The sequence below is a fragment of the sulfur-oxidizing endosymbiont of Gigantopelta aegis genome (assembly GCF_016097415.1).
Lineage (GTDB): Bacteria > Pseudomonadota > Gammaproteobacteria > GRL18 > GRL18 > GRL18.
The window spans coordinates 910,263-928,539 of the sequence record NZ_JAEHGE010000001.1; the positions used below are offsets into that span (position 1 = coordinate 910,263).

Below are 18,277 nucleotides of genomic sequence, written 5' to 3' on the forward strand. Positions count from 1 at the left end.
CGAACCGCATCAAATACCTGTTTAAAGTCATGTATGCGCTCGAATCAGCCATTTTTAGCACTCCATTTTGAACGATTTATCTGTTCATTTGCCTAATTTTCAGCAGTTTTATCAATTAGATTTTCTCATTAGCCATAATTTAAGTTAAAATTTAATATTAATACCATCAACTATAAACAACCCAACCATTTGAGCTAAACATTTATGAAACGGACTCTCAGTTATTTCTTTATTGCTATTTTTGCCCTTATCTTTACTCTGAATGCTCAGGCAGCACCCAAAATCATTCCCAAAGCCCCTACGATTGCAGCAAAATCTTATATTTTAATTGATTATAATAGCAGCAAAGTCATTGCTCAAAAGAATGCCGATATGCCGGTAGCACCTGCAAGTATCACCAAAGTCATGACGGCTTATGTCATTTTTGCTGAACTTGAAGAAGGCAATATTCAACTCAGCGATTTGGTCACTGTCAGTAAAAAAGCCTGGAAAACCCCTGGTTCCAGAATGTTCATCAAGGTCAATAGCAAAGTCTCTGTAGAAGATTTATTACAGGGCATGATCATTCAGTCCGGCAATGATGCCAGTGTCGCGCTCGCCGAGCACATTGCCGGTAGCGAAGATACCTTTGCCGCACTCATGAATCAACATGCTCAGGAATTGGGTATGAGCAATACTCACTTTCTCAATAGTACGGGCTTGCCCAATAAAAATCATAAAACCAGTGCTAAAGACCTGGCTATTTTAGCCAACTCTCTGATTAAGCGTTTCCCACAGTATTATAAGTGGTACTCCACTAAAGAATTCACCTATAACAATATAAAACAGTCTAATCGTAATAAATTATTATGGCGTGATAGCTCTGTCGATGGTATGAAAACGGGTTTTACCGATGATGCAGGTTATTGTCTATTGTCTTCAGCCAAGCGCAATAATATGCGTTTAATTTCCGTGGTTTTAGGCACTAATAGTGCCAATGCCCGCGCTCAGGAATCACAAAAATTATTAAATTTTGGCTTTCGTTTTTATGAATCCCATATCGTTTATCCCGCACAAAAAACACTTAAAAGTGTGCGTGTATTCAAGGGGCATACCAAGCAATTGCCGGTCGGTGTCGTTAAGGATCTGGCTGTCACCATTCCTCGTGGCCAATACAAAAACTTAAAACCATCCATTAATATCAACATGCCGCTAGTCGCTCCTATCGCTAAGGGGCAAAAATTGGGCAAGGTTGAGCTGAGATTGGATGGCAAAATATTAAGTATCTCCCCTTTGGTTGCCCTTAAAGCCATCAACGAAGGCAGTCTTTGGCAGCAAGCTAAAGACAGTGCTTTAATGATGCTGGAATAAGTTGAAAAAAGACACTCTGATGCATACACCTGACGCTGAACCGATTGCCTATATCAACGGGCAATTTATTGCCCTTAAAGATGCCCGGGTTTCGGTACTGGATCGAGGCTTTATTTTTGGTGATGGCATTTATGAAGTGATTCCGGTGTATGCACGTCAGCCGTTTCGTTTATCGCACCATTTGCAGCGCCTTGAGAATAATCTCAGGGAAATTCAAATAAAAAACCCTCTGAGTTCGTCACAATGGCAGGCCTTGATTGAGCAATTGATTGAAAAGAACAACTATCACAATCAATCCGTCTATTTACAAATTACCCGTGGTGTTGCTGCCCGTGATCACCGCTTTCCTAAGCAGAACAAGCCCACTGTCTTTTTAATGACTTCAGCGCTGGAAAAACAAGCTCCTGAGATTGCCCAGCAGGGGGTTGCAGCGATTACACTGCCCGATAATCGTTGGCTCAATTGCCATATAAAATCCATTTCCTTACTTCCCAATGTGCTTTTGCGCCAACAAGCACTTGATAATAATGCCCAAGAAGCCATCTTAATCAAAGGCGGTCATGCCACTGAAGGGGCGGCGAGTAATATTTTTATTGTCCAGGATAATTGCCTGATAACGCCCCCTAAAAGTCCTTTGCTCTTACCGGGTGTCACCCGTGATTTAGTCGTAGAATTGGCTCAAGCAAATGATATTTGCTGCCAAGAACAGGCGATTACAGAAGCCGAGTTATTCAATGCTAAGGAAGTCTGGCTCAGCAGTTCAACGAAAAAAATTTTACCTGTCACCAAACTGAATGATAAAATAGTGGGCAATGGCCTGCCCGGGTCTTATTGGCAGCAAATGATTACTATTTATCAAGGCTATATAGCAACACTGAATACCAACACTGAGAACAAGCAATGAGAGAAAGAAAAAATGACTGATGAAGCAGAGCAAAAAGCCCAGGAACGCGCTTCACAGAGTGTGGATGATGAGCAACTCATGCACTTCCCCTGTGACTTTGCGATCAAAGTCATGGGTGAAAACATCGATGATTATCCCGCTTATGTCCTCGCCACTTGCCAAAGACATGTGGACAATGTAACTCAGCAATGCCTTCACACCCGCCCCAGCCGCAATGGAAAATACATTGCCGTCACGGTCAAACTCATTGCCACCAGCCGTCAACAATTAGATGATCTCTATATTGAATTAAATGCTTATCCGCATACCAAAATGGCGCTCTAAGATTTGTCTGGGACTGATACACTACAGGTTAAATTATTAGGGCTTCAGGCCTACGAACCTGTCTGGCAAGCGATGCAGGCATTGACCGAGCAACGTACTGCCGAGACCGCAGATGAAATCTGGTTATTGGAACATGAGCCAGTATTTACCTTAGGGCGCAATGGTAAACAGGAGCACATTTTAACTGACACGGACATTCCCATTATCAATATTGATCGCGGCGGGCAGGTGACTTATCACGGTCCAGGGCAATTGATTGCTTATCTGATGATTGATCTGAAGCGCAAAGCCCTTGGGGTGCGCAAAATGGTCACTTTGATCGAACAAAGTATTATTGATACCTTGCAGGAATACCAGCTTCAAGCTCAAGCAAAATCTGATGCCCCCGGCGTTTATATCGGTGATGCAAAAATCGCGGCCTTAGGTTTACGGATCAAAAAAGGTTGTAGTTTTCATGGCCTCAGCCTAAATCTCAATATGGATTTGATACCTTTTCAACAAATTAACCCCTGTGGCTATAAAGGCCTTGAAGTCGTGCAACTTTCTGACTATATTGAAGATGTAGATAGTGTTCAGGTTCAACAACAACTTATTTTCCATTTAGCCAAAAATCTCGCTTATAAGGCTCACTTTATCAGTACCGATAAGCTCGATTTTTTAACCTAAAATAATCAATTGAATCGTAGCGAGAGCGACTTAGACGCTGAAGATTAAGGGTTTTACAGGTTATTTTGGCTTTATTCGTAGTCACCCTACGGGTGAAGTCAAAATGTTCTGGAAAATCCTTAAGATTCAGTGCATAAGGCGGTCACAGTAGGTTCAACTGATTTTTTTAGGTTTAACCCGTTCAAATATTTAGGAACAGGGTTTAGGAAAAGGATTTTTAAATGTCGAGCAAAACTATATTGCTCACAGTACAGGTTAAATTATGTCTGATAATACGATTATAAGAAAGGCCAATGAAAGCGATTTAGATGAGATTTTGGCACTCATTAATTCGCCGAAAGCCGATAATGGCACAGCCATGGAGCACCGTGATGCGAATACGGTTTATCTCTCTATTTTAGACGATTCTAATTATTTTCAGGTCGTTGCTAGTACTGAGGAGGGCATTGCTGGAATGATTAGCCTGGTGATCATTATGCAAATGACCCATGAGGGTTCGACAACCGCTTTTATGACGGATTTGATTATTGCAGAAAATATAGAAAATAAAAACACACTTGCCCAAGACTTAATGCAATATTGCAAAGACTTAGCGCAGGAATATGGCTGTTATAAATTAGTCTGCCATAGTGATTATCAAACCGAGCTACTCACATCATCTTGTCAGGCAATAGGGCTTGAAGCAAGCAGTCCGGCATTTGTTCTAGCTGAATAAGTGGCTTTAACTCAGGGTATATTTCTTCATACGATAAAGTAATGTATCACGACTTAAGCCTAATAGTCTTGCTGCTCGACTACGATTGCCCAAGGTTTTTTCCAGTGCTTGCTGTATCAGCTCGATCTCAACTTTTTCCAAAGACAAGCCCGTTTCCGGTAATGAAATGAGGCTCTTAGCAGTCTCTCTTTTAGGCGCTCTAATTTCTGCGGGTAGATTTTCTGCATCAATTGTCTGCCCCGCTAATAAAATGCTCATTCTTTCACAGAAATTACGCAATTCACGCACGTTGCCAGGCCATGAATAAGCCTTAAGACACTTAATCGCACTTTTGCTGTAAACAGCAGGCTTAACGCCGTATTGCTTCGCTAAAGCCTGATTAAAATGCTTCAGTAATAGGGGCAAATCACCGGTTCGCTCACGCAGTGCTGGAATTTCTAATGGCACGATGTGTAAACGGTAAAATAAATCTTCACGAAAGTTGCCCTTAGCTATTTCGGCCCGTAAATCACGATTAGTGGCGACAATCACTCGTACATCGACTGTCTCTGCACAGGTTGAGCCAACTTGTTGGCATTCGGAAGATTCTAAAAAACGCAGTAGTTTTGCCTGAACAGACAGTGACAACTCACCAATTTCATCTAAAAACAAAGTGCCTTTGTGGGCGGACTGTATATAACCTTGTTGATTAGCACAAGCACCCGTGAATGCACCTTTAAGGTGGCCAAAGAGCATGGACTCGGCAAGATTTTCAGGAATTGCGGCACAATTGACGGTCACTAATTTTTGCTTATTACGCTGACTACCATTGTGGATTAAACGGGCAAAGACTTCCTTGCCACTACCACTTTCACCCTGAATCAATACGGTTACATCAGATGCGGCAGTAATTTTTGCTGCCCATAGCACCGCATTTAACTCCGGTGATTCACCGATTAACTTTTGTTCGACTTGATCGTGTGCAAAATCTTCCACTACATTCCCCAATGCCATTATTTTTTCTCAGCCAATTTATCTTTACAATTAGTAGGATGTGGTGAGGAACGAACCGCATCAAAAAAGGCCATTTAAAGCCATTGATGCGGTTCGTTCCTCACCACATCCTACATCTGAAGTGTAAAGCAGGTTTGAGCTGTCCCTTTAATTCTGACCATAATATCAGAATGTGCCGATATTTAAAAATGATTCAGATCAAGCAAAAAAAATGCATTGAGCTTGTAGTTAATGCAATGAAAACTGTAAACTGAAACCATGAGCAAAACACCCACACATCAATTTATGCAATCGGCTATCAAACTGGCCAGTCAATCCATACAGCAACAGGGTGGCCCGTTTGGCGCGGTCATCGTTAAAGACAACAAAATTATCGGTCGAGGCAGCAATCAAGTGACCAGGCATCATGATCCCACAGCCCATGCTGAAGTTGAGGCCATCCGTGATGCTTGCCACACGTTACAATCCCACTCACTGCAAGGCTGTACGCTCTATGCCAGCAGTGAGCCATGCCCGATGTGCCTCTCGGCCATTTATTGGGCGCATCTTGATGGCGTTTATTATGCCAATGCCTATGCACAGGCCAGTAAAATTGGTTTTGATGATGCTTTTATTTTTCAAGAATTGAGCCTCCCCCATAGCGAAAAAAAACTCCCCATTGAGCAAATTCATGCCCCTGATTTATTAAACGAAGCACAGAATGTTTTTAAACAATGGGAAAATTCACCCGATAAAAAAGCCTATTAATGAACACCGATAATTCAAGTAATTGATAATTCTTGCTACTGCAACCAAAATCCAATCGACAGCCTTTGACTAACAGTGCTAAAATGTCGCTTTTGAACTCATATAATAAAGAAAATGGACATACTGAAAACATCTCACCTTTTTTTCATAGCCACTGCCATCTCCACAACAGGGCTATTGTTATCTTCGACCGCTATTGCGGATGTTTATCAGTCCAATGGCTGGCAATGTCAGCCATTGGCTGACGGCAAGTGGAATTGCGCGGTTGCGGATGGGCCATTGGCTCCCCAGCTAGACTCCATTAGCGGCAAACGCATCATCCCCCAGCCCGTAGCGGCTGTAGTGATCGCCAAGCCGTCTTTTCCCGAGCCTGATTTTTCTGATCCCAATGTTGGCCCTACAGGGGGTGGCACTGTTGTTCAACCACGTCTCAAGGCCATTTCGGGTGCAGCCTCCGGCCTTTGGTCGAGCTGTGCAGTCAAACCTTTAGCAGAATACGACCGTAAGAGCATGGCAGCTCAGGCTGATGAAAGTACCAATGTTGAAGCCGATGACGCACAATCACCTGATAGTGAGCAAATCAATTTCAGCGGCAATGTCGTTATTACCAAAAACATTCAAAAACTGACTTCTGACCAGGCAACCTACAATAAAACCTCTGGAATGTTTAATGCTGAAGGTAATGTCATTATTACCGAGCCCAATATGGTGCTAAGAGGTGATACTGCTCGCTATCAAACTGATGACCGCAAAGGCCGGGTGGATAATGCTATCTACGAATTACCCGCACGCCCTGCACAGGGTATAGCCGATAATATTCGCTTCAAACCTGGGGAAATTGACTTAGAAAACCCCACCTATTCCACTTGTCCTGTCGGTGATCAAGACTGGGTGATTAGTGCCGATGAAATGAAATTGTATACCGAAGAAGGCTATGGTGTGGCTAGGGGTGCAGTTATGCGCTTTAAGGGCTTTCCCATTGCTTATACACCCTATATCAGCTTTCCCCTTAATGACGATAGAAAAAGTGGTTTCTTAATGCCAACGGTTGGTAACTCAGACACCAATGGCGTGGAAATAGCCACACCCTATTACTTTAATATTGCCCCGGATCAAGATGCCACCATCACCCCACGCTTGCTCTCTGATCGTGGCCTGATGCTTGGCGGTGAATATCGCTACCTAAGCGATAATCAATCGGGCGAAGTCTATGCTGAATGGCTGAATGATCGCAGCTATGACGACAAACGTGATGCTGTCGATGTGGCTTTACGCGAAGGTCCCATCAATGCAACTGGCAAGGTCGTGCCTAAGGATATTTCCAAAAACCGTGGTGCATTTAGCTTACAACAACGGGCAAACTGGCAAAATGGCTGGTCTGGTAATGTGGATTACAACTACGTCAGCGATCGTTATTATCTCGATGACTTTGGTAATAACCTAAGAGATAAGAGTCAAACCCATCTCCTACGAGAAGGCTCACTCAACTATAATGGCAGTATTTTTGACTTTACTGCTCGCGCTCAGGGGTACCAGGAACTACAAGCCAATCGACATACCTATAGCCGCTTGCCGCAATTATTGCTCTCAGGTGACGATAGCTTCACGCCCTTTGGCATTGATTTAGACGCTGGCTTTACGTCTGAATTCGTCATGTTTGCGCAAAACTGGGAAGATACTGTTTATGACCAAAATGATGATATTGAACGCGTTGAAGGCAGTCGCTTACATATCAAGCCCAGCTTGAGTGTCCCGTTTAAAAATAGTTACGCTTACCTCACCCCCAAAGTCAGCCTGGACATGGTAACTTATAACCTAGACAACGAAGACCAGGATGTTAGGTACGGCGGTAGCGTGTCCAACCCTAATGGCACCATTTTAACCGATGATAGTCCATCACGCGTTGAACCTATCGTGAGTATTGATAGTGGTTTATTCTTTGACCGCAACCTGACTTTATTTGATACCTCATTGCAACAAACATTAGAGCCTCGATTATTTTATCTCTATGTGCCTGAAGATAATCAAAGTGACATTCCAATCTTCGATACCGGCTTATCCAGTTTCAGCTTTAATCAGCTCTTCCGTGAAAATCGCTTCACAGGTGCCGATCGCTTAGGTGATGCCAACCAAATGACTGCGGCATTGACCACACGCTTTATTGATGATGGTAGTGGCTCTGAACTGTTCACTGCTTCTATTGGCCAGATATATTATTTTAGTGATAGAGAAGTTACCCTAAATTATAATAGGCTAACAGGTGAGCCATCAACCACAGAAAAATATGCCAACCGCTTAAACAATTCCAGTTCCAGTATTGCAGCACAAGTGAGCAGCCGCTTTTCTCGCAATTGGTATACCTCTTATTCACTGCTTTATAATCCCTATGAAAGTGGTACAACCGATGAAGCACGCTATCGTCTGCAATATAAGTCAGATAAAAATCATTTAGCCAATATTGACTACTCCTATCGTGCCAAAGATTATGAGCAAATTGAACTGTCTACCTATTGGAAAATAGCCCCTCAGTGGCAAGCATTGGCCCATTGGTATTATTCGCTCTATGATTTTGATACGACCAGACTCAATTTCGCCACCGGACAAACACCAGCAGATGCCCGTAGCGGCTACCTACTAGACTCCAAACTCGGTATCGAATACGACAGTTGCTGTTATGCGCTACGCCTTGTTGTTGGTCGTGATCAGAAGAACTATTATGCCGATGCCAATAATTACGTCATGCTACAAGTGCAATTTAAAGGACTGGGTTCTTTGACCCAATCATTGGCTGGAAGAGGACATCGCTTAGAACAAGATATTCCCGGCTTTGAGCCCTGGAAAAACTAAGTATTTGAGAAAAACTAGGCTCTTAAAAACAAAGACCCAGCCCCCAGAGATTAGGACATTAGGATTTACAATGCTATTGAATGTAAAACAAGTAATTAACACCCTTTTTAAACGAGCACGCACTATAGGCATCAGCCTAAGCTTACTGACCTTGTCTCTAAGCACGCAGGCTGAAATCGTCTCGCTTGACAGTATTGTCGCAGTGGTTAATGAAGATGTGATTACTCAGGTAGAACTTAAAGACGAGTTTCGTAAAGTTGTTCGAACACTGAAAAAGAAACAGGCCAAATTACCCCCTGCCAATGTGTTAGGCAAACAGGTGTTGGAGCGCATGATTTTAGAGCGCATTCAACTCGATATGGCCAAGCGTACCGGCATTAAAGTCGATGACACCACCCTAAGCCGTGCAATTAATCGTATTGCCGCACAAAATGGCATGTCTTTGAGTGAATTTCGAGAAAACTTAGCCCTGCAAGGTGTCGATATTCGCCAGTTTCGTGATGACATCAAAACTCAAATTGTACTAAAACGTCTGCTACAACGTAATGTCATCAACAAAGTCACCGTATCCGATCAAGAAATTGAAAATTTTCTTTTTAACATTGATAAGCAAGGTGGCTTGGAACAGGCTTACCATATCCAACATATTTTAATTGCCACGCCTGAAGCGGCCTCCACTGAAGTCATCAAAAAGGCCAATGCCAAGGCCCTCGAAATCGTGAAAAAAATACGCGCCGGTAGTGATTTTTCCACTACTGCACTGGCTGTTTCTGATGGTCAAAATGCCCTTGAAGGCGGTGATTTAGGCTGGCGTAAGGCCGGTGAATTGCCCAGTCTTTTTTCTGATAGCGTTTTAAAAATGAAAGTCGGTGATATCTCCGAGCCTATTCGTAGCCCCAGTGGTTTCCATATTATCAAATTAGTGGAAGAAAAAGGTGGCAAAAAGCACTTGGTCACACAAACACATGCCCGCCATATTCTGATTAAAACCACCATTATCAATGATAATGAACGGGTGATGGAACGCTTAAATCAAATCCGTAATCGTATTATTAATGGCGAAGATTTTGCTACCATGGCCAAGGCATTTTCTGGCGATACCTCTTCCGCGACTCGCGGTGGTGATCTCGGCTGGACCAAGCCCGGTACAATGGTACCTGAGTTTGAAGCCACCATGGATAAATTACAGCCTGGCGACATCAGTGAAGTCATCCAAACTAATTTTGGTTATCACATCATCGAAGTACTGGGACGTCGTACCCACGATGATGCCGATGAAATGATAAAAGAAAGAGCAAGAAACGCACTGAAATCCCGCAAGGTGGCAGAGAAAAAAGATGCTTTCTATCGTCGTATTCGCGATGAAGCCTTCGTAGAAATACGTCTTGATAACACCTAATCAGCCCTGACTTAAGCGACAAACTTTCCATGGATAAACTCATTGTTACCCCCGGCGAACCCGCCGGGATTGGCCCCGAGCTCTGTATTGAATATGCCCAACAGCCCCATGATTTTCAGATGATTGTGGCTGTTGATCCAGATATGCTTCAAGCTCGGGCAACGCTATTAAACCTCCCCCTCAAATTAGTGCTTTTTGACCCGGAAATTCTTGCACCATCCGGCTCTGGGATGCTTTATTATTCCCCCGTTAAATTAGCCGAGTCAGCAATACCGGGTACTTTAAACAAGCACAATGCCCCTTATATTTTACAAACGCTGGATGTTGCCATACAAGGCTGTCTCAATAAAGACTTTGATGCACTGATCACCGGACCTATCCACAAGGGTATAATCAATGAGGCCGGAATCCCCTTTACGGGTCATACAGAATATCTGGCTGCACAAACCGACACACAAAAAGTCGTTATGATGCTGGCAACTGAAGAAATGAGAGTGGCTTTAGCAACCACTCACCTACCCCTTAAAGACGTCTCTGATGCCATTACTGCGGATAGTCTACGTCAGGTATTAACTATTTTGGATCACGATCTAAAAAGTAAATACGGACTGACTTCACCGCATATTTTAGTCTGCGGTTTGAACCCTCACGCTGGTGAAGATGGGCATCTGGGCAAGGAAGAACTGGATGTCATTATTCCTTTAGTTGAGCAACTAAAAAATGAAGGTTTGAATTTAACCGGCCCTTTACCGGCTGACACTCTTTTTGCTAAAAAGACCTTGCAAACTGCCGATGCCGTACTCGCCATGTATCATGATCAGGGCTTGCCGGTACTTAAATATCAAGGTTTTGGTCAGGCTGTGAATGTTACTCTGGGCTTGCCCATCATACGTACTTCGGTCGATCATGGTACTGCTCTGGATCTCGCAGGGACGGGGCAGGCTAGCATGGGCAGTTTAAGTTACGCCATACAAGTTGCCCGACAAATGATTAACTCATTTAATTAAAAAATCTTCATTCTGGTGTAAGGTTGGTGCAATGTTCTCTAGTGTATAGTTGATTTCATAGCAACACATAATTTTTATGTATTGCACAAATACACAAACTGGAGAGAACATCATGAACATCACAAGCAAGAAGTTACCCATTTTACTATTTGGCTCAATTCTAATGCTCAGCTTTAGCGGTAATTTGTTAGCAGGATCAAATGGCTTGCAGGATAAATTACAGCAATGTAAACAGCAGTTTTCAATCTCACATGATAAAAGTGTCTCTCAAGAAAAAGCACTTACTGCTAAGTTTAACCACTTAAAATTAATGAAGGAAATCCTCGTTGAATTAAATCAAAAAAATACTGGACGGACATTAAGCCCCCAGGAAATTCAAGAAAACCTAATGGTCAATTCACATTTAATGGAAATGATGGTAACAGAAGATTTAGCACGGAAGATGTATGATATGGAAGTGCAATACTAATCAATGCATTGTCTTTAATGCTGGATACGCCTAGGCTTATCCAGCCATCTAAATTACCTAACTACTTTAATGTGTATAACAACGCAACGCTGGCTTATATTGCTTAACCAATAAATCCTCTGCCCCTAACCAAGCGAAGACTATCAGCATTGCTCGTCGCGCAAAATCATCATCAAATGTTTTATCTTTTTCCATAATATTCTTCAATTGCTCAAAGCCTTGCTCATAATCCTGATTGACAATAAAAAATGCCGCACGCTGTTGCATGGCCATTAAATCATCATCCACATTATCCGTCTGAGCTAATAATGCATTTAAATCCGTAATTTCATTGGCAATCACAAAAAAATCTAACTCTTGTTTAAAACGAATGATATCATTATTTTTAAGAATGTTTTCTGGTAACGAAGCAAATAGCGCAAGTGCATCTTGAAAGCGTCGTTCGTATTTCAACAATTTGCCAATAGCCAAGGGCAAACGAGGATTATCAGGATCTTTTAAAATCGCCTGAGTGATCATGTCATAGGCTTTTTCCTGATTAGAGTTTGCATATTCTTGAATTGCCTGTGCGACAACTTGATCAGAATCCCTGACGACATACTGCTCAACCAAATCAATGAGATCTTGCTCTGATTGATAACCATGTCTAGACTCAACGATCGCTGCATTTCGATACAGTTTTAGGGTGGGTACACTGGCAATACCCAAATCACCGGTAATTTTTAACTCTTTATCGGCATCAACATTTATCAATAAGAGTTTCCCTTTATAATCGTATATCAATTTGTCTAAGAGAGGATATTGGCGCAAGCAAGGCCCCGCTTTTTTTGACCAAAAGTTAACCAGAACAGGCCCTCTATTGGAGTTTTCTATAACCAAGGACTGGAAAGTTTCCGCGTTAGCAGCATGGATATAAGGTGAATCAATACTATCGACCATAGGGCACTCTTTTATAGTGAAAATTGGGTATAAGAAGTATTTTCGCATAAATATCAAGGCTTGGATATTGCCCTGATTGGCTAGTGCCCTATAATGCACTGCATTCAAACAGCTCATTGAATTCTGAGTAATCTTCTGACAAGATGAGTGGTAATTTTTCTTATTCAACCATCTAACGATTTAATTCACTTGCCTATCTCGCAAGGGCTATCGAGGAGCGATATTTGTTTAATTTTGATAATAGCTATACCACACTGGCTGAAGATTTTTACCAAGCTATTATGCCTTCCAGTGCCGTAGCACCTCAACTTATCGCCTTCAACACCCGCCTTGCCAACGAACTGGGCATTGATTATGACGGAATTGATGAACAAAGCCTAGCCAACATTTTTTCTGGTAAGACCATTCTTCCCGGCTCAAAACCTATATCACAGGCCTATGCCGGACACCAATTTGGCAACTTTGTCCCCAGCCTGGGTGATGGCCGGGCAATTCTCCTTGGTGAAATAATAACCCCCAAAGGACTCAGGGTTGATGTGCAATTAAAAGGTGCAGGTAAAACCCCATTTTCACGCGGAGGCGATGGCCGCTCGGCACTAGGGCCAGTCATTCGAGAGTACATCGTAAGCGAGGCAATGCATGCCTTAAATATCCCCACCACCCGTGCGCTAGCGGCCGTAACCAGTGGCGAACAGGTTTATCGAGACAACTCTTATCAAAATAATTTAGTCCCCGGTGGCATTCTGACACGTATTGCATCTAGCCATATCCGAGTGGGGACATTCGAATATTTTGCCTCCCGACAAGAATATGCCAACGTGAAGCAATTGGCTGATTATGCTATTAAACGGCATTATCCAGAATTACTTGGTCAGGAAAACATTTACCTAGCATTTTTTCGAGCAGTGGCAAAAAGAAAACTCTCTCTGGTGGCAAAATGGATGAGTGTTGGTTTTATTCATGGTGTTATGAATACCGACAATAATAGCATTAGTGGCGAAACCTTAGATTTTGGCCCCTGTGCATTTATGGATCAATTTAGTGAACAAAAAGTCTTCAGTTCCATTGATCGTAATAGCCGCTACGCCTATTCCAACCAGGCTAATATCGCCCTTTGGAATATCTCATCCTTGGCTAATTGCCTTGTGCCTATCATGGGTATTGAACCTGACGATGTGAGCGCGTTGTTTGATCAAGAATTTGAAATATTATCTGACTATTCTAAAACCGTCTGGGCTCAAGCAATGGGCAATAAGCTAGGCATTTTTTCAGCAACACAGGAAGATTTAGGCCTTATTAACAATTGGCTTCATTATCTGGAAAATGAAAATTTGGATTTTACCAATAGTTTTCATGATCTCGCTGCCGTTTTGCATCAAAATTCAGCTCAAACCGACGATAAAATAAATACGAAACTTAAAACAAGCAAGGAATTTGAACAGTTCCTTTCAGCCTGGAAAAATCGCCTTCAGCAACAATCACAAGATATCGAAGCCAGTGAAAGCCTCATGCAACAGCATAATCCCCTTTTTATACCCAGAAATCACCAAGTAGAAAAAGCCATTGTGCAAGCAATGGAAGGTAATTATAAACACTTCCATCGACTCAATCATGTGCTTGGCACGCCCTTTACTGAACAAGAAGCGCATCAAGACTTAAAAGCCCCTCCGAAAGAAGATGAAATCGTGCAACAAACTTTCTGTGGCACTTAATACGTTCCGGTTTTATACCGGTTCAATATTACAATATTTTTTCCATTTTATAATCATCCATGATAAAGCCATTGCCAATGTCCTGAATTATAGAGCCCACATTAGCAAAGCCCAGGTGTTGGTAGGCAATAATTGCTTCAGCATTATATTTGTTGACGGTAAGAGAGATTTTTTTCAGGTTTTTTTTAAGCGCTAATTGTTCAAGAAAATTGAATGTTTGTTTACCAAAGCCCTTATGGCGATGCTCAGCAAGAATATAAAACTTACTTAAAAATAATTCTTCACCTTCTATAATTTTTATACCTAAATAACCAATAGAGGATGGATTTTCGTATAATAAATAATAGTCATAGCCCATCTTGATTTGTTGAGCAATGCTCTCTTTTGATTGATACTTATCCAACATATATTCAACTTGATCTTTACCAATGATTGGAGTGAAATATTCATGCCAAATTATCAATGCCAATTGGACAACTTCGGCTATTTGTTTATCATTTGTTATTTTTATTATAAGCATAGGCTTTAACTTAATTTAACTGCTTTATCTTCCTAGACTGAGCTTCATACTCAATGAAAACAATTATAATGTGTTTTATAGGGAAAAGCTTATAATACGTATCTATAGCGATTAAACAATACGAGATTTCAATGCAAAAAAAGAAAGTCAACGTTGAGAAAAATTTTCTTTTTTCAAAAAAGAATAAGGTTTCTGTTTGGGCATCAACGCATCCATACGCCGATATTCCTGACGCCTATTTTGAAGAAAAATTCAGTAAAAAAAATACTCGTGCGAGCAATGCCTGGTCTAATAATTTTAAAATACAGTATTTTTATCCTACGAACATGGAAACCAATGGCGCACACGAAGGCACGATTAACATCAAGCAAGCAGTGGGTGAATGTTCGTTTTCATCTTCGTTTATTGAAGTGTTGATGAGTAAAGCAAAAAAGAAAAAACTCAAGGAAATCACCTGGATTATTTTATTATTCGAATATGAATACAGTGCAAAAATTTCTGGCATCGAAAGTGATGAATATGTCACCTTAGTCGGTGCATTTGATTATGACGATGATGCAGAAAGACTCTATCCCATTGACGACCAAGACGACACTGACGACACTGACGACACTGACAGTGAATAAAATACCTTATCGAAATAAAAAGAAAATATGAATGGACTTTAAATTTAGAAAAAATATTGACGGTCAGCCCACGGCAAAATTTTCCATGGAGCACGAAGCCATTGGTCGCTGGCTAAGCGACGAAATAAGTAACAATAAATCTAAGCTCGTGGAAATATTAACGCTGATAGAGCAATTTGAACAAGGCCGTATTGCATTTAAAGAAATCATTGGTACTGAATTTCAATTAAGCATGAGCCACACCGGAGTAGAAATTAAAGCCTCTTAGATTCAACTCATAAGTGCAACACTATTTGGTTGTATTTGTGATATTTGCTGGTTTATCGCTGGCTCATGAAATTCCCGGGGTGGCCGAGCGTAGCGATGGCCACCCCGGGAATTTCATGAGCCAGCGACGCGCCTGACGGCGCTACTAAAAAAATCATAAGTACAGCAATGATTTGCTCGAAAAAATGGCCAATTGCTTGTAAAATCGGCCATTTTCTCCTGCAAGAGTAAAGTGACTTATGAGAACTTACAAGCAATTGACACAAGAACAAAGATACTACATTTCGACTGAGATTAAAAATGGCATTTCCCAGTCTAAAATTGCTCAGGCGATTGAGGTGAGTAAATCTACTATATGCCGTGAAATTAAACGCAACGCTGGTTTACGTGGCTATCGATTTAAGCAAGCTCAAGAAAAAGCCGTTAAGCGTCGCTACAATGCTTCTAAAGCAATTAAAATGACGGATGACATGATTGCCCTTATTGATGAAAAGCTTTCACAGCACCAGTGGAGTCCTGAACAGATATCAGGTTGGTTACTGAATGACAAAATGCTACTTCTTAGCCATGAACGTATTTATCAACACATATGGGATGATAAGAAGCAAGGTGGTGATTTACATCAGTATTTAAGGCGTCAGGGAAAGAAATACCAAAAGCGTGGTAGTAACGGTAAAAGCAGTCGAGGACAAATAATTAATCGAATTTCCATTGATGACCGACCTAAGATTGTTGATGATAAACGTCGTGTTGGTGACTGGGAAATTGATACAGTGATCGGTAAAGGACACAGTGGTGCTCTGGTCACGATTGTAGAAAGAAAAACGCTTTACACATTAGTATGGTAAACAGGCTGATTGGGTGACACAAGCAACAATACAATTGCTTAAACCCTTTAAAGACAGGCTTCATAGTATTACCGCAGACAATGGCAAAGAGTTTGCTTATCATGAGCAGGTAAGCAAAGCTCTTGATACAGCATTTTATTTTGCCCACCCTTATTCTTCATGGGAGCGAGGGTTAAATGAAAATACTAATGGACTGATTAGACAATATTTTCCTAAAGATACAGACTTTAAAGAAGTGACTGATAAAGAGGTTTACAACATGATGGAAAAACTTAATAATAGACCTAGAAAGGCACTCGGCTTTCAAACACCATTCCAGGCAATGAAAAAATCATTTGCAAGAACTGGAATTTCCTGCGTTGCACTTCAGAGTTGAATCCGCGCCTTAAATTTAGAGACTGATCATATGGATAATTTAATCAGCAATGAGTTTAGTGACAACGATGATGAGCACTCAGAAGACGCAGAAGTTTATGATAAAGAATCGTACGCTGAGTGTGGTTTGCATGATTTTAAAATAGTATTACTATCATGGCAGGCATATATTAACTAATACACAGTAGTTCTACACAGTAGTTCTAGACACCCATCGATTGAGATTTATTTCTATCAAACGATGGGTGTCATCAAGAGAGCTATTCTATTTTATTTCCCCTACAATTAAAACTATCCCTTCCCACTCACGTAGAATAACGTAGGATGCTGCTAAGGCACGAAGCGCATCAGCAATGCTTAATTAAATATCATAATGAATAAAAACACCATTTTTAAATAGGCTATCTTTTTATATGGAATTTTTCCATGTTGGTTGGCTAATATGGGATTAAGTGGAAAGTTTTCCATGTTAAGAGGGCATATATCAGCTTTAGTGGAAAATATTATTATGTTTATTGAATTATGCCTTTATTTTCCATGTTTAGGGGGGTAATATCAGTTTAAGTGGAAAATTTAGGCAGTTATTAAAAATTTATCATGGAAAATTTTCCGTTAAAAAAGATCGTTAGGCATAATAAAATAAATCAATGAAACAAATTGCATTTACAATTGGATTGCTTATTTGCAGCAATATCTTTATGACATTTGCTTGGTATGCACATCTTAAAGAATTGAATAATAAACCTTGGATTGTGGCGGCATTAATCAGCTGGGGAATCGCATTATTTGAATATATGTTTCAGGTGCCAGCAAACAGAATTGGCTACACAGTACTTACGATTGGACAATTAAAAATAATTCAGGAAGTAATAACATTGAGTGTGTTCGTTCCATTTTCACTTTATTATATGAAAGAGCCATTGAAAATGGATTACCTGTGGGCGGGCCTTTGTCTTGTTGGTGCAGTATATTTTATGTTTCGCAGCAAATTTGTTTGATGTACAGCAAAGTCTATTAATATCAAATAGGGGAATTTAATTTTGGAATACAAAGTATTCTTCACTATATTTGCAACTGTATTTATTGCAGAACTTGGTGATAAAACTCAACTGGCTACAATGTTATTTGCGTCAGACAAAGAAGTAAGTAAACTTATGGTGTTTTTTGGAGCATCACTAGCGCTTGTAGTAGCGTCAGGTATGGGTGTTCTTGCTGGAGGCGTTATATCTCAATATGTAAGCGAAAAACATCTTAATTATATTGCCGGTATTGGTTTCTTAAGTATCGGAATATGGACATTAATTAAAGCCTAATAAGTAACTCAAGTGGAATAAAAAAATGCCTAACGAATAAGGTTAGATTGTGAGAGCGGAGCGAACCACAATCTGAACCGTTTGTTGGACGAACCCGATTTTAGTGTTATGAAAATAGCTTTTTAAGAATTGATAGCTTTGATGTTAAAACACCAACCAAAATAATTTCGAATTGAATTTTGGTTGGTAAAAAGGCATTTAGGAATAAAAATCAGAAAATTAGGGTGTTTTTTCTCAATTTTAGACAGACTAACCC

The 18,277-nt window shown here is 40.9% G+C and carries 19 protein-coding genes and 1 pseudogene; 17 read left to right on the forward strand and 3 right to left on the reverse strand.

The window, feature by feature from the left end:
* Positions 1–204: 204 nt before the first annotated feature.
* The 5 genes from JEU79_RS04660 to JEU79_RS04680 all read left to right on the forward strand — a co-directional run bounded on the left by JEU79_RS04660 (position 205) and on the right by JEU79_RS04680 (position 3,959).
* A complete protein-coding gene (locus JEU79_RS04660) occupies positions 205–1,350 on the forward strand; it encodes a D-alanyl-D-alanine carboxypeptidase family protein (RefSeq protein WP_198263166.1) in 1,146 nt (381 codons plus the stop codon).
* Between the two features lie 19 nt (positions 1,351–1,369).
* Entirely contained in the window at positions 1,370–2,254 is an 885-nt protein-coding gene (locus tag JEU79_RS04665; protein ID WP_198263167.1) for a D-amino acid aminotransferase, read from the forward strand.
* A 12-nt stretch (positions 2,255–2,266) separates the two neighbouring features.
* Positions 2,267–2,578, forward strand: a complete 312-nt coding sequence (locus tag JEU79_RS04670) for a YbeD family protein (RefSeq protein WP_198263168.1) — start codon at positions 2,267–2,269, stop codon at positions 2,576–2,578.
* A 3-nt stretch (positions 2,579–2,581) separates the two neighbouring features.
* Positions 2,582–3,244, forward strand: coding sequence for a lipoyl(octanoyl) transferase LipB (gene lipB, locus JEU79_RS04675; RefSeq protein ID WP_198263169.1), 663 nt, complete (start codon positions 2,582–2,584; stop codon positions 3,242–3,244).
* Between the two features lie 262 nt (positions 3,245–3,506).
* Positions 3,507–3,959: a GNAT family N-acetyltransferase gene (locus tag JEU79_RS04680; RefSeq protein WP_198263170.1), complete on the forward strand. Its 453-nt coding sequence runs from the start codon at positions 3,507–3,509 to the stop codon at positions 3,957–3,959.
* A 6-nt stretch (positions 3,960–3,965) separates the two neighbouring features.
* On the opposite strand, the gene JEU79_RS04685 is transcribed toward JEU79_RS04680, so the two are convergent.
* Positions 3,966–4,952, reverse strand: a complete 987-nt coding sequence (locus JEU79_RS04685; protein ID WP_198263171.1) for a sigma-54 interaction domain-containing protein — start codon at positions 4,950–4,952, stop codon at positions 3,966–3,968.
* Between the two features lie 258 nt (positions 4,953–5,210).
* Here JEU79_RS04685 and JEU79_RS04690 point away from each other — a divergent pair, with 258 nt between their 5' ends.
* From JEU79_RS04690 to JEU79_RS04710, 5 genes are all read left to right on the forward strand, one after another.
* Positions 5,211–5,699 (forward strand): nucleoside deaminase, encoded by a 489-nt coding sequence (locus JEU79_RS04690; RefSeq protein WP_246540001.1) that lies wholly within the window; start codon positions 5,211–5,213, stop codon positions 5,697–5,699.
* A gap of 177 nt (positions 5,700–5,876) precedes the next feature.
* Entirely contained in the window at positions 5,877–8,546 is a 2,670-nt protein-coding gene (locus tag JEU79_RS04695; protein ID WP_214660492.1) for an LPS-assembly protein LptD, read from the forward strand.
* A 70-nt stretch (positions 8,547–8,616) separates the two neighbouring features.
* Positions 8,617–9,945, forward strand: coding sequence for a peptidylprolyl isomerase (locus JEU79_RS04700; protein WP_198263173.1), 1,329 nt, complete (start codon positions 8,617–8,619; stop codon positions 9,943–9,945).
* Between the two features lie 29 nt (positions 9,946–9,974).
* Positions 9,975–10,952 carry a 4-hydroxythreonine-4-phosphate dehydrogenase PdxA gene (gene pdxA, locus JEU79_RS04705; RefSeq protein WP_198263174.1) on the forward strand — a complete coding sequence of 326 codons (978 nt, stop codon included), beginning with the start codon at positions 9,975–9,977 and terminating at the stop codon, positions 10,950–10,952.
* A gap of 112 nt (positions 10,953–11,064) precedes the next feature.
* Positions 11,065–11,421, forward strand: a complete 357-nt coding sequence (locus tag JEU79_RS04710) for a hypothetical protein (RefSeq protein ID WP_198263175.1) — start codon at positions 11,065–11,067, stop codon at positions 11,419–11,421.
* 66 nt (positions 11,422–11,487) lie between these two features.
* Here the strand turns inward: JEU79_RS04710 and JEU79_RS04715 are convergent, their stop codons facing one another.
* Complete coding sequence (locus JEU79_RS04715) at positions 11,488–12,477, reverse strand: tetratricopeptide repeat protein (RefSeq protein WP_343074937.1); 990 nt, start codon at positions 12,475–12,477, stop codon at positions 11,488–11,490.
* A gap of 107 nt (positions 12,478–12,584) precedes the next feature.
* Here JEU79_RS04715 and JEU79_RS04720 point away from each other — a divergent pair, with 107 nt between their 5' ends.
* Complete coding sequence (locus JEU79_RS04720) at positions 12,585–14,072, forward strand: protein adenylyltransferase SelO (protein ID WP_198263177.1); 1,488 nt, start codon at positions 12,585–12,587, stop codon at positions 14,070–14,072.
* Between the two features lie 28 nt (positions 14,073–14,100).
* On the opposite strand, the gene JEU79_RS04725 is transcribed toward JEU79_RS04720, so the two are convergent.
* Positions 14,101–14,541 (reverse strand): GNAT family N-acetyltransferase, encoded by a 441-nt coding sequence (locus JEU79_RS04725; protein WP_246540003.1) that lies wholly within the window; start codon positions 14,539–14,541, stop codon positions 14,101–14,103.
* Positions 14,542–14,723: 182 nt separating this feature from the next.
* On the opposite strand from JEU79_RS04725, the gene JEU79_RS04730 reads away from it, so the two are divergent.
* The 6 genes and pseudogenes from JEU79_RS04730 to JEU79_RS04755 all read left to right on the forward strand — a co-directional run bounded on the left by JEU79_RS04730 (position 14,724) and on the right by JEU79_RS04755 (position 18,021).
* Positions 14,724–15,218, forward strand: coding sequence for an immunity 22 family protein (locus JEU79_RS04730; protein ID WP_198263179.1), 495 nt, complete (start codon positions 14,724–14,726; stop codon positions 15,216–15,218).
* 31 nt (positions 15,219–15,249) lie between these two features.
* Positions 15,250–15,486: a YacL family protein gene (locus tag JEU79_RS04735; RefSeq protein ID WP_198263180.1), complete on the forward strand. Its 237-nt coding sequence runs from the start codon at positions 15,250–15,252 to the stop codon at positions 15,484–15,486.
* A gap of 238 nt (positions 15,487–15,724) precedes the next feature.
* Positions 15,725–16,709, forward strand: a pseudogene (locus JEU79_RS04740) (IS30 family transposase).
* On the forward strand, positions 16,710–16,886 hold the full coding sequence (locus JEU79_RS28320; protein ID WP_425511163.1) for a YacL family protein: 177 nt from the start codon (positions 16,710–16,712) through the stop codon (positions 16,884–16,886).
* 469 nt (positions 16,887–17,355) lie between these two features.
* The gene (locus tag JEU79_RS04750; protein ID WP_198263182.1) at positions 17,356–17,706 is read left to right on the forward strand and encodes a DMT family protein; all 351 of its coding nucleotides are present in this window, start codon (positions 17,356–17,358) and stop codon (positions 17,704–17,706) included.
* A 42-nt stretch (positions 17,707–17,748) separates the two neighbouring features.
* Entirely contained in the window at positions 17,749–18,021 is a 273-nt protein-coding gene (locus JEU79_RS04755) for a TMEM165/GDT1 family protein (protein WP_198263183.1), read from the forward strand.
* Positions 18,022–18,277 lie beyond the last annotated feature (256 nt).